Origin of the sequence: Lactobacillus sp. UCMA15818 (assembly GCF_030400225.1) — a bacterium.
Classification (GTDB): Bacteria; Bacillota; Bacilli; order Lactobacillales; family Lactobacillaceae; genus Liquorilactobacillus.
Genome location: NZ_VJYB01000001.1, coordinates 347,230 through 359,912, shown reverse-complemented (window position 1 = coordinate 359,912; position 12,683 = coordinate 347,230). Strand labels below are relative to the sequence as shown.

The following is a 12,683-nucleotide window of genomic DNA, read 5'->3' as shown; positions in this document are numbered from 1 at the left end:
AACTCGGAAAAATCCGAGTTTTTTTTTTAGAAAAATAATTTAAAAATAAAACAAAATATTATGTAAAGCTTTTTTTAGTGTAATTGTTTACAATTCGATGTAACTAAGGTACACTGTTTTAGTATGCAATTAGTAAATTAGTTGTACAAAATTTTCGTGCGGAGGGAAAATAATGTCTGCAAAATGGGAAAAGCAAAGTGAAAATACAGGAAAACTAACTTTCGAAATTTCACAAGATAAAATTAAAGAAGGTTTAGATGTAGCCTTCGATCGTGTTAAAAAGGATTTAAATGTACCAGGGTTTCGGAAGGGTAAAGTTCCTCGTCAAATTTTTAACAGAATGTATGGGGAAGAAGCACTTTATCAAGATGCTCTGAATGTCCTATTGCAAGATGCATATTCAAATGCGGTTGATGAAATAAAAATCAAGCCAGTTGGTCAACCAAATGTTGATGTTGAGAGTTTGGAAAAGGGCCAGCCATGGGTATTAACTGCTGTAGTTTCGGTAGAACCTAAGGTTGAAGTAGGAGACTATAAAGGTCTTGAAGTTACATCACATTCAACACGTGTGCTCGTTGGTGATATTGAAGCCAAGTTAGAGGAGTTGCGTCAACAACAAGCTGAACTTGTACTCAAAGAAGATGAAGCTGCTGAAAAAGGCGATACTGTCATTATAGATTTTGAAGGTAAAGTTGATGGAGTAGCTTTTGATGGTGGTAAGGCAGAAAACCATTCTCTTGAGCTAGGTTCAAATTCATTTATTCCAGGGTTTGAAGAGCAATTAGTTGGTCATAAGTCAGGTGAAGATGTGACTGTCACGGTGACATTCCCAGAAGACTATCAAGCCGAAGATCTACAGGGTAAAGAAGCAGTCTTTGATGTTAAGATTCATGAAATCAAAGCTAAGCAGCTTCCTGAATTAGACGATGATTTTGCTAAGGATGTTGACGAAGAAGTTGATACTTTGGAAGAATTAAAGGCTAAGATCAAAGAAGAATTGAAGGAACAAAAAGTTGCTGATGCAAAGTCATTAATCCAGAGTGAAGCTATTGATATCGCTGTAAAGAATTCAAAGATTGGTGATATTCCTGCAGAAATGATTGATGAAGATGTTCACCGCCAAATTGATCAGTATATGGAAGGTATGAAGCAACAAAATATCACACCAGAAATGTATTATCAAATTACAGGTACTTCGGAAGCTGATTTGCACAAACAATTTGAAAAAGATTCTGAAAAACGTGTAAAAACTAACTTAGTACTCGAAGCTATTGTTGCCAAGGAAGATATCAATATTAGTGATAAAGAAGTTGCTAAAGAGATTAAGAGTTTGGCAGAACAGTATGGTATGGAAGAAACTGCAGTACGTTCAGCATTAAAGGATGATTTGTTAAAACATGATATTGCAGTACGCAAAGTGGTTGAAGAAATTACTGATTCTGCTAAGCAAACTCGTGAAAAGAAAGAAACAGAAAATAAGTAATTCACTTACGAATTATATATGATTAGCGAGGAGGCTGGGTCAAAAGTTAAATTTTGACTCAGCCCTCTCTATTTATTGCAAATAAACATGGTTCATAAGTCAAAATTCTCTGTCCAACTTCGAATTACTCATAGTAAAAGTACATGCTATGTTAGTAAGAAAGCACCTCCAAAACTTGACTTTCCTATCCAAGTTTTGCAAGGTGCTTTTATGTCAAACTTCCACTTGTGTTGAATGGATGGCAACAGCGTTTTTGTGTAAAATAATTAGAAAAGATAAAGTCGTCGACAAAAGTTATCAGTGCGTATATAATTGTTGAATGATTAGAGACCTGTAGAAAAAAGCAAGTCGCAATTTTAGGGGGCTAAATATGTTTGAAAATACAGATAGTAATGAGCCTGTAATGTGTTCTTTTTGTGGTAAGTCACAGGAACAGGTAAAAAAGATTGTTGCAGGACCTGGTGTTTATATCTGTAATGAATGTATTGATTTATGTAAAGAAATTATGGATGAAGAGTTCAAAGATCAGGCAACCGAAGAACTCACAGATGTGCCTAAACCACGTGAAATAGTTGATGTCTTGAATCAGTATGTTATCGGGCAGGAACAAGCAAAGAAGACTTTGGCAGTTGCCGTCTATAACCATTACAAGCGAGTTAATGCTTCCCTTGAAGATGAGGAGAGCGAGACAGAATTACAAAAAAGTAATATTTGTTTAGTAGGACCAACGGGATCAGGGAAGACCTTTCTAGCACAGAGTTTAGCAAAAATATTACAGGTTCCGTTTGCAATTGCAGATGCGACGACTTTAACGGAAGCTGGATATGTTGGAGAAGATGTTGAGAATATTCTTCTAAAATTACTTCAAAGTGCTGATTTTGATGTTGAACGTGCGGAACGTGGAATTATTTATATTGACGAAATTGATAAAATTGCTAAAAAAAGTGAGAATGTATCAATAACACGTGATGTTTCAGGCGAAGGGGTCCAGCAAGCTTTACTCAAGATACTTGAGGGAACTATTGCTAATGTTCCGCCTCAGGGTGGACGTAAGCATCCGCAACAAGAGTTTATTCAGATTGATACCACGAATATATTATTTATCGTTGGTGGTGCGTTTGATGGCATTGAGACAATGGTGAAGAATCGTTTAGGTGATAAAACGATTGGATTTGGTGTTGATTCAAAGAATGCCTATAATGATCAAACAAGCCTAATGCAGCAAATTATTCCTGAAGACTTGTTGAAATTTGGATTGATCCCTGAGTTTATTGGACGCTTGCCAATCTTATCGGCTTTAGAGAAATTGACAGAGGAAGATTTGGTAAGAATTTTAACGGAACCGAAAAATGCATTAGTTAAGCAATATAGCAGATTGCTGGAGTTAGATAATGTCAAACTCAAGTTCAAGAAGGATGCGCTTAAAGAAATATCCTGCTTAGCTATTGAGCGTAATACAGGAGCTCGTGGGTTACGTTCAATTGTTGAGAATACAATGAGAGATATAATGTTTGAAATTCCAAGTCGCACTGATGTTTCACAAGTAGTAATTAATAAAGCAAGCGTTGATGGTAAAGAATTGCCAGAACTTGTTTTGGATGACAAACAAGCTTCATAAAACTGATTGGAGAGACTGGGACAAAAGTTGAATTTTGATCTGGTCTCTTTATTAATTCTGGGTAAATTCATAAGGAAAACTTTTTTTAACTAACTCAAAATGACTCAAAGCATGTGCGCTTTATATTTATATTTTCAAGCTGGCAATTAAATGTTACTAAACCGGATTATACATTCTTTTTTGTATTAATAGTTTTAAAATGTGACAACGTCTTTATCTTTTAAGTCATTTTTGGTAACATAAGAAGAGAATATTACTTGTAGGAGGTTTAATAATGAATAAACCACAAATTGGTGTAGTTGGAATGGCTGTAATGGGAAAGAACTTGGCTTTGAATATTGAAAGCCGTGGTTATAATGTTGCAATTTACAATAGAACTGGGTCAAAGACGGAAAAAGTTGTTGCTGATCACCCTACTTTGAAGCTTGTCCCTAGTTACAACGTTGAGGACTTTGTTGCATCACTTGAGACTCCTAGACGAATTATTATGATGGTTAAAGCAGGAGCACCGACAGATGGTTTGATCAAACAACTTCTGCCACATCTGAGTCAAGGCGATGTATTAATTGATGGTGGAAATACTTTCTTTGAAGATACAATACGTAGAAATGCTGTATTGGATGAATCTGGAATTAATTTTATTGGTATGGGTGTCTCGGGTGGCGAAAAGGGTGCACTTGAAGGCCCCTCTTTAATGCCTGGTGGACAAGTAGAGGCATATAAGCTCGTTGAACCTATTCTAAACAAAATTGCCGCTAAAGCTGAAGATGGAACACCATGTGTGACCTATATCGGTCCAAATGGGGCAGGCCATTATGTGAAGATGGTTCACAATGGGATTGAATATGGTGATATGGAGCTAATTTCAGAAAGTTATAATCTATTGCGAAATGTTCTCGGTCTTGAGGTCAAAGATATTGCCGAGATCTTTAATGATTGGAACCATGGAGAGCTTGATAGTTATCTAATGTCTATTACCGCAGAAATTTTGACACGCGAAGACGATTTAGGAACAGGTAAACCAATTGTTGACGTTATTCTTGATCGTGCTGGTAACAAAGGAACGGGTAAGTGGAGTTCACAGAGTGCACTTGAACTAGGTGTTCCACAATCATTGATTACTGAATCAGTATATGCACGTTATATTTCTGCTTTAAAAGACGAACGCGTTGCGGCTAGCAGTGTTTTGCAAGGACCTGATTTTGATTCAGCGAAGCTTGATAAGAAGACGCTGATTGAAAAAATCAGAGAGGCTTTATATTTTAGTAAAATTATGAGTTATGCGCAAGGCTTTGAACAGATGCGAGTTGCCTCAGAACATTATGATTGGGAACTTAAATATGGCGAGCTAGCGATGATTTGGCGAGAAGGATGTATTATTCGTGCTCAATTCTTACAAAAAATTACAGATGCGTTTAAAACAAATGACAAGTTAAACAACTTAATGCTGGATCCTTATTTTAAGGAAATTACTGATAAGTATCAAGCAGCAGTTCGTGACGTTGTAGCATTGGCAATTCAAGCTGGTGTTGCTGTTCCTGCCTTTACCGCAGCAATCACTTACTTTGACCAGTACAGATCGGCTAGTTTACCAGCTAATATCGTGCAAGCACAACGTGACTATTTTGGGGCACATACTTATGAAAGAACCGATAAAGAAGGTATGTTCCATTATGAATGGTATCATGAAGAATAAGCTGTGTAACAGATAATAGGATTGGGTAATGCAGTCAAAGTCAAAAAACGATAGATTTCTAAATAAATCTATCGATTTTTTGTGCGTTATTTAAAATAATGTTGACAAAAAAGTGCGGAATTGTTGCTTTTGTGTTAGATTAACGTTAGATGAAAAATTATAATATTGTTATTTAATTTTCTAGGAGAGTGAAATATGAATCGAATATTAATTATCGAAGATGAAAAAAACCTTGCTAGGTTTGTAGAACTTGAATTACAACATGAAGGCTACGAGACAGAGGTCCACTATAACGGACGGACTGGGTTGGATGCTGCACTAGAGAGTGATTGGGATGCAATTTTACTTGATTTAATGTTGCCAGAATTAAATGGTCTTGAGGTTTGCCGTCGTATTAGACAGACAAAAAATACACCAATCATTATGATGACGGCTAGAGACTCTGTGATTGATAGAGTTTCGGGGCTTGATCATGGGGCGGATGATTATATTGTTAAGCCATTTGCGATTGAAGAGCTATTGGCACGTTTGCGCGCTTTGCTCCGCAGAATTGACATTGAAAGTGAACAAAATGCTTCCAAGCAAACTAAAGTAACATATCGTGACTTAACAGTTGAAAAGGAGAATCGAATAGTCCGTCGTGGTGATGAGATTATTGAACTTACTAAGAGAGAGTACGAGTTGCTTTTGGCGCTAATGGAGAACATTAATGTTGTTCTTGCCCGAGATGTCTTGTTGAAAAAGGTTTGGGGATACGAGTCACAAATTGAAACAAACGTGGTTGATGTTTATATCCGTTATCTGCGTAATAAGATTGATCGGCCAGATGAAGAAAGCTATATTCAAACTGTTCGAGGCACAGGGTACGTGATGCGTTCGTGAAAAAAAAGAAAAAAAATTTATTTAGAACCAGAAAAAAAGAAAAAAAGGGGTTCTCAATTAAATTAAAATGGGCAATTGGCACCAGTGTTGGTGTATTGCTTATTTTTGCGATTTTTGCAATCTTATTGTTCCAGAGCTTTTCTAATTTAATGCTTCAGCAAGAAAGACAGTATGCGAGTGACGCTGTAGCTGTGGCACAAAGTCGACTATCATCTTTAGAGAATGAGCTAACAAATAGCAGTGCTAAGCGTGAGTTGGGTTCAAATATTTCTACAGTGAAACAGGAAAAAAATCGACCAGCAAGTTTATATTCAGATTCTGTATTTGTTACATTATCGCGTAAAAATATTGGTGTCGGGATTTATAATCTGAATGGGGAAAAGGTCTTTGCATCAAGATCTTTACCAGTTGAATTTGATATTAGTAATAGTATTAATATTACTAAAGTTCAAAAGATAAAGGGTGTTAATGTTCTTATAATTCGTAAACCTGTGGTTGCAAAGAGTACACAAAAAGTAATTGGTTATATCCAAGTGACTAATCGTCTGACGGATTATGATAAGGCACGGGAAAAGCTAGGACTTGTATTCTTTATCTTTGGGATCACAGCTGCTATAGCAAGTGCAATGCTCGAATATGCTCTATCCGCTTGGCTATTACGACCGATTGATTTGATAAACGATACAATTGATAAGATTAATCAAGAAGATGAAGATGATCCAATTGCAGATATCAGAGTCCCAATTGAAGCAATTAAACGAAATGACGAATTATCTGATTTAAGTCAGCTTTTTAACGATATGCTTGATCGAATGCAAAGATATATTGAGCAGCAACAGCAGTTTGTTGAAGATGTTTCTCATGAATTGAGGACACCCGTTGCAATTGTTCAAGGCCATATGGAATTATTGAATCGTTGGGGAAAAGATGATCCAGCAGTTTTAGCTGAATCGATTTCGGCTTCGCTCCAAGAAATCAATCGAATGAAAAGCCTAGTTCAAGAGATGCTTGATTTGTCGCGGGCAGAACAAGTTGAAATTCAATATGGTAAAGAAGTTGCGGATGTTCGTGAAATTGTTTCGCAAGTTTATAATAATTTTAAGATGATTAAGCCTGATTTTGTTTTTTTGCTGGACGATGATTTAAAGAGTAGAACACCAGTCAAAATATATCGTAACCATTTGGAACAAGTATTGATTATTTTAATGGACAATGCAGTAAAGTATTCTAAGAAACGCAAAGAAGTACATCTTTCAGTATCACGAGATCAAAGATATGTGAAAATTGCTATTCAAGATTTTGGGGAGGGTATTTCTAAGGAAAATATGGAGAAAGTTTTTGATCGTTTTTATCGTGTTGATAAGGCTCGTAGCCGTGGAAAAGGCGGGAATGGGCTAGGCCTCTCAATAGCTCAAAGGTTAATTGAAGGATATCATGGTCAAATCACGGTTGAGAGTGTAATTGAAAGAGGCTCGGTTTTTAGAATATCGCTACCAATTGTCAAAGAAGAAGATTCTGGTAAAAAAAATGATAGTATTGAGAAATAATCAATTTATTTTTAATTCATAAATCAGTATTTCTCTTGAAAATATTACTGTTATAGTGTTTTTTTGAAATTTATGACTGATAATTTTTTTGTAAAAAACCTGCTTAATGATTTTCCAAGGTAGCGTTTTAGGATTAGATGCATTAAGAATGTATTGAATGAAGTAATATGATATATTTTAGATGTTAGAGAACTTAACAGGTTGGGATTATGAAAATGAAAAAAAAGATGATGTGGTTTATTGAGTTTTTGCTATTAGTGGTTGGATTAGCTTTAGTTTTTAATCAGCAAATTTCTGATTTATTAGTAAATAAGATGACGACAACTGACTTGAAACATAGTGTTAGTCAGAAACACGAGAAGAAAGGTTCCTTTGATTTTAACAAGGTCAAATCAGCTAGTGCTTCACGCATTGTAAAAGCTAGTCTTATATCAACGAATACTGGAATGATAGGGAAAATTGCTGTTCCGGCTGTTAATTTAAAACTGCCCATATTTTACGGAATTAGTAATAATAATTTATTACGTGGAGCTGGAACAATGAAAGCGGACCAAAAAATGGGTACTGGCAATTATGCGCTTGCGGGTCATCATATGAATAATCCCAACATTTTATTTTCTCCTTTAGCTAAGGCGAAGGTGGGGAATAAGGTCTATTTGACGAATGGCAAAAAAGTTTATGTATACAAAATTAGCGTACGCAAAACGATTAGCAAGTATCAGGTTCAGGTAATAGATGATGTGGTAGGCAAGCAGATGATAACGTTGATTACTTGTGATCCAATTAAGGGTGTTGCGCATACACCACTTAGAATTTTATTACAGGGCAACTTACAAAAAGTTGAGAATGTAACAAAGAATAATGTGAAGGTTTTTGAATAGGTAGTGTGGATTAATTGGTTTCCAATAAGATTGACTGAATTGTTGCGCATTTTAATGATTTTGGAATCAGATAAGTAATCTAGATGGGCAGAAACTTATTTTTAAAATATAATTATGGATAATCAGTAAAAGGGGATATCGTAGGACAATTTTTTGTCGCATTCCTCTTATTTTTTTAATTTGGGCTAGATTTATTTATTCGGTACTTTAGTGCCGATGTAAGTCATTACAGGTCAGTACTTTTTAATAATAGCATAGCCTAATAGCTAATGAGTTGGGGATAAAGATAGTGAGTAGAAGAAGAAAAACAAAGCGTACACCAGTTTCTCTAGTAAGTATTTTAACAGTTGTGATTGCATTACTAATCGGGTATGCAGCTCAAGATAATAATAATCATGAACATCATGAGAGTGCAGAGAGTCTAACAACGAGTTTTACTTCTAGAAAGTATTCAAGTAGTACAAATACGAATGAGTCAAGTAGTAGTTCAACAGCTAATTCTTCATATTATTCGAGTTCAACAAATAATAATTCAGTTCCTAGTCAAGTACTTGCAGAATCAGTATTGTTGCAAGACGTAAGAAATGAATTAGGAAGCAGTATAGTTTGGAATAATGCAGGTGCTTTTATCATTAATAACAATCAAACGACACTGAAAACTAATATTAACAGTGCACCGTATGCAACAAATACTGTTGACGGTTTGGGGAGACCAACAGTTGGTGACGCGTGGCTGAATAAGACAACACGTCAATATCATAATCGGGATACAACAAATGAGGGTGCGACTTCTTGGAAACCAGCTGGTTTTAAACAGCTCTTGAATTTACAAGGTACATATAAACATGCTTATGATCGTGGACATTTGTTAGGGTATGCTCTAATAGGCGGAATTACTAGCTTTGACGCCTCTGAGTCAAATCAACGCAATATCGCTACACAGACTGCGTGGGCAAACGAGGCCGCCGCAGATTACTCTACTGGTCAAAACTATTACGAAACGATTGTTAGAAAAGGACTAGATCAAAATAAGAAGATTCGTTATCGTGTTACAGATATATATAGTGGAGAAAATATTGTACCTTCTGGTGCGCATATTGAAGCAAAATCAACGGATGGAACAATTGAATTTAATGTATTTATACCCAATGTGCAAAGTGGGATAAGGATTAATTATGCAACGGGCGAAGCGACGATTCAATAATATGGGAGAAGGATATGATGAAAAAAAGTATACAAAAAGCGGGATATCTCATAATTCTGTTAATTGGTTTTGGGTTATGCATAGTACCTCAATTTGGACTAATTCTTCAGCTAAAAGTTAAGAATGAATTGATTCAATACCTGAGCTTTTTGTTGACAGTAATTTTATATATCTTGGCTATCTGGTTAATTTGGAAATTATTGAAGAAAATTACAGGGGCACCAATCTCCAAGCGGCAATCTGGTGCTTTTGTTAGGAAGTATTTAGCGGGGCTTAGTATATTATTGTTTAGCGAGTACATTTTAGGGATATTAAACTTCTTGATTAATGGTGAGAATCAAACTGTCAATAATACGGCAATTACAAAATTATTTTTTCAACAAAATTCAGTCAAATTAACAATGATATTGATGGTAGTAATCTTTGCACCAATCTGTGAAGAATTGTTCTTCAGGGCACTGTTAATTAATACCATTAAATTAAAATTTTTCAATTTTAATTGGTTGGCAATCTTGATAAGTGGGATTTTATTTGGATTATTACATGCAAGCGATACAATTCTCAGTGCGCTCATGTATGTTACAATGGGAATAATTTTAGGAGTAATCTACGTGAAATATGACAATATTAAGTTGAATATAGCAATCCATGCGACTAATAACTTGATAGCACTTATCCCAATATTACTGGTGATCTGGTAAAAAGCAGAGCAAGAGTTTTCTGTAAAGTTGATAAATAAAAAGTAAGCAAGTTAGAAATAATTTAAGATAACCTTGGAGCTGGATCAAAAGTTAAATTTTGATCCAGTTCTTCTATTTATTACGTATAAACATGTTTCATAAGTCAAAATTCTCTGGTTGATTCCAAAGTAGCTATTACAAAGTTGAGGTCATGATAATAATTTCGAGTCTTCTTTTTGCTAATGAAATACTGTGAGCAAAGATTTTTATGAATAATTTACGCAATAGCCAGCAAGTCAAATTTGAGTATCAAAAAAGCTCCCCTTGATTATCAGAGAAATTAGGATATTTCATCTGAAAACAATGGGGAGACTGTGGCAGTTAAATAGCTTACCGCTTTTTGTGTAGAGTATCAGTTACTAGGAGTAGCTGAATTAGCTGAACTAGAAGAGCTTTCTGTAGAATCGGATGTCGAATTATTCTCAGAAGACGCGCTAGTAGAAGAAACGGAATCACTTGAAGAAGAACTTGTACTAGAACTAGATATCGAACTAGAAGAACTTTCTATAGAACTGGACGTTGAACTAGATGAATCTACACTGCTGAATACGCTACTTGCAATACTAGAGCTCTCAATATCGGACGATACAGTGTCTGTTGAACCGGCTAGATAAAGCTCACGCACACCGTTAACTGTTTTTGTGTATACATTGCTTGGCTTCTTCCAATTTTTATTCGGTTTTCCTTGCGCAAGATAAGTCATTGCGTATTTATAGAAGTAAGAAGCAATTCTCGCAGACGACTGGGTCAAATAATTACCAGTCTCGTACTGATGATCATAGCCAACCCAGACAGAGATTGAATAATTTTTTGTATAACCATTGAACCATGAATCCATGTCTGCTGAACTAGGAAATTTAGAAGAAACATCTGACGGATACGAGTTTGTCCCAGTTTTACCAGCCTGATATAAACCGCTGATGTTGGCATAACGCCCAGTACCCTTGGAACTAGTAATAACATCTTTAAGCATGTCTGTAATCATGTAAGCAGTTGATGATTGCATGACTTGTTTTCCCGAACTTGAGTAATTCTTAGAACTACCATCTGAAGAAGAAATTTTATTAATGTAGCGTGGCTTGTAGTATGTTCCTCCATTTGCAAATGCAGCGTACGCGGCTGCATTTTGTAGTGTTGAAGAAGCCAAACCGATCCCATTTTGGAATTCAAGAGTCTTCTTATAGTTGAAGCCGAGCTTACTAATGAAGTTTTGCGCTTTGGTAATTCCGACCGCCTGTAAAGAACGGATAGCAGGAATGTTCCGCGACTGTGTTAACGCGCTTCTCATTGTTATGGCTCCTTGGTACTCGTCATCAAAATCGTAAAGATTGATACTTGTGCCAGGATAAACATATTCTGTATCTTGTAATTCATGGTAGGTTGCCCAACTCAAATACTCAATGGCAGGTCCATAATCCATCAGAGGTTTTGCAGTTGATCCATTTGTTCGATCTGTTTGGACGGCACGATTTAAACCGTATGTTACATTATTGCTTTTCCGGCCACCAATCATTGCGACAATCTTACCATTATTAGGATTCACTACGGTTGAAGCAACTTGCAGATTATTGTCTGGATATGTGATCTGATCACTTGTATTCGCAAGATTATATAAGTATTTCTGTGCATCCATATCTAAGTTTGTGTAAATCTTTAAGTTACCCTTGTATGGGTTGTATCCCTTGGATTCAGCTTCTTGAATTACCTGTTTGAGGTAAGCGTCAGAAACTTTTGCCTTTTCCGTTGTGCTACTTGTTGTGCTTTTATGTGTTTGTACAAGTCCCTGAGTAATACTCTCACTTTTAGCCTGCTTGGCTTGTGCGGCAGTAATCTTTTTATTTGCTAGCATTGCACTGAGAACTTCATCACGACGTTTTTTCGCCAATGCTTGATTGGAATATGGATTGTAATCTGTTGGTGCATTTGGAATACCAGCAATTAGGGCAGTTTGAGCTAAATCTAGCTGGTCCAAAGATTTGTTAAAGTAATACTTTGCAGCAGTCTGCATTCCTTTGACACCATTTCCCATGTAAACCTTGTTGATATAAAAGGTCAAGATTTGTTGCTTGCTATAAGTGTTGTCTAACTTGAGAGCTAACCAAGCTTCTTGGGCTTTTCGCTTGAAAGTCTGGTCTGTAGAACTGGTTGAAAAATAAGCTAGCTTGATGAGCTGCTGATCTAACGTACTTCCTCCTTGCAAACCAGAAGATGCTGATAGATTGGAAAGAGCTGCGCCAGCTATACGTAGTGGATCGATTCCATGGTGTTTATAAAAGCGTCGATCTTCAATTGAGACAACAGCATCTTTTAAAGTTTGCGGTATTTTATTACTATTAACATAGATTCGGTTCTGTGTTCCTATGCGAGTTATGATCTTACCATCAGCATCATAGATGGTAGTTGAACCTGCACTTGTAAGTTGAGACTCGCTCAGAGATGGTGCATTCTTTGCGTACATAAAGAATATTGTGGCACCAATTGCAATAGTCACTTCGGCAAGCACTAGCATTGTCAATAGAAATCTTTTAAAGAATTTTTTGAACTTGCCAACAGGTTTCTTTTTCTTTATAATTTGCCGTTTTCTTCGCATTACTCTTGAATTATTAGGATCCTGATTGCTACTCATGATGTA

9 protein-coding genes are annotated in these 12,683 nt (G+C 36.0%); 8 read left to right on the top strand and 1 reads right to left on the bottom strand.

Annotation, left to right across the window (positions count from 1 at the left end):
* Window positions 1-172: 172 nt before the first annotated feature.
* From tig to FFX44_RS01715, 8 genes are all read left to right on the top strand, one after another.
* Window positions 173-1,483: a trigger factor gene (gene tig / locus FFX44_RS01750; RefSeq protein WP_289977287.1), complete on the top strand. Its 1,311-nt coding sequence runs from the start codon at window positions 173-175 to the stop codon at window positions 1,481-1,483.
* A gap of 370 nt (window positions 1,484-1,853) precedes the next feature.
* Window positions 1,854-3,101, top strand: coding sequence for an ATP-dependent Clp protease ATP-binding subunit ClpX (gene clpX / locus FFX44_RS01745; protein WP_289977285.1), 1,248 nt, complete (start codon window positions 1,854-1,856; stop codon window positions 3,099-3,101).
* A gap of 274 nt (window positions 3,102-3,375) precedes the next feature.
* Window positions 3,376-4,797, top strand: coding sequence for an NADP-dependent phosphogluconate dehydrogenase (gndA, locus tag FFX44_RS01740; RefSeq protein ID WP_289977284.1), 1,422 nt, complete (start codon window positions 3,376-3,378; stop codon window positions 4,795-4,797).
* 195 nt (window positions 4,798-4,992) lie between these two features.
* Window positions 4,993-5,679: a response regulator transcription factor gene (locus tag FFX44_RS01735; protein ID WP_289977282.1), complete on the top strand. Its 687-nt coding sequence runs from the start codon at window positions 4,993-4,995 to the stop codon at window positions 5,677-5,679.
* The gene (locus FFX44_RS01730; protein WP_289977281.1) at window positions 5,676-7,226 is read left to right on the top strand and encodes a HAMP domain-containing histidine kinase; all 1,551 of its coding nucleotides are present in this window, start codon (window positions 5,676-5,678) and stop codon (window positions 7,224-7,226) included. The genes FFX44_RS01735 and FFX44_RS01730 overlap by 4 nt, the downstream gene beginning before the upstream one ends.
* 209 nt (window positions 7,227-7,435) lie before the next feature.
* On the top strand, window positions 7,436-8,107 hold the full coding sequence (locus tag FFX44_RS01725; protein WP_289977279.1) for a class A sortase: 672 nt from the start codon (window positions 7,436-7,438) through the stop codon (window positions 8,105-8,107).
* Between the two features lie 289 nt (window positions 8,108-8,396).
* On the top strand, window positions 8,397-9,311 hold the full coding sequence (locus FFX44_RS01720; RefSeq protein ID WP_289977277.1) for a DNA/RNA non-specific endonuclease: 915 nt from the start codon (window positions 8,397-8,399) through the stop codon (window positions 9,309-9,311).
* Window positions 9,312-9,328: 17 nt separating this feature from the next.
* Entirely contained in the window at window positions 9,329-10,012 is a 684-nt protein-coding gene (locus FFX44_RS01715) for a type II CAAX endopeptidase family protein (RefSeq protein ID WP_289977275.1), read from the top strand.
* Between the two features lie 391 nt (window positions 10,013-10,403).
* On the opposite strand, the gene FFX44_RS01710 is transcribed toward FFX44_RS01715, so the two are convergent.
* A complete protein-coding gene (locus FFX44_RS01710; RefSeq protein WP_289977273.1) occupies window positions 10,404-12,677 on the bottom strand; it encodes a PBP1A family penicillin-binding protein in 2,274 nt (757 codons plus the stop codon).
* Between the last annotated feature and the right edge of the window lie 6 nt (window positions 12,678-12,683).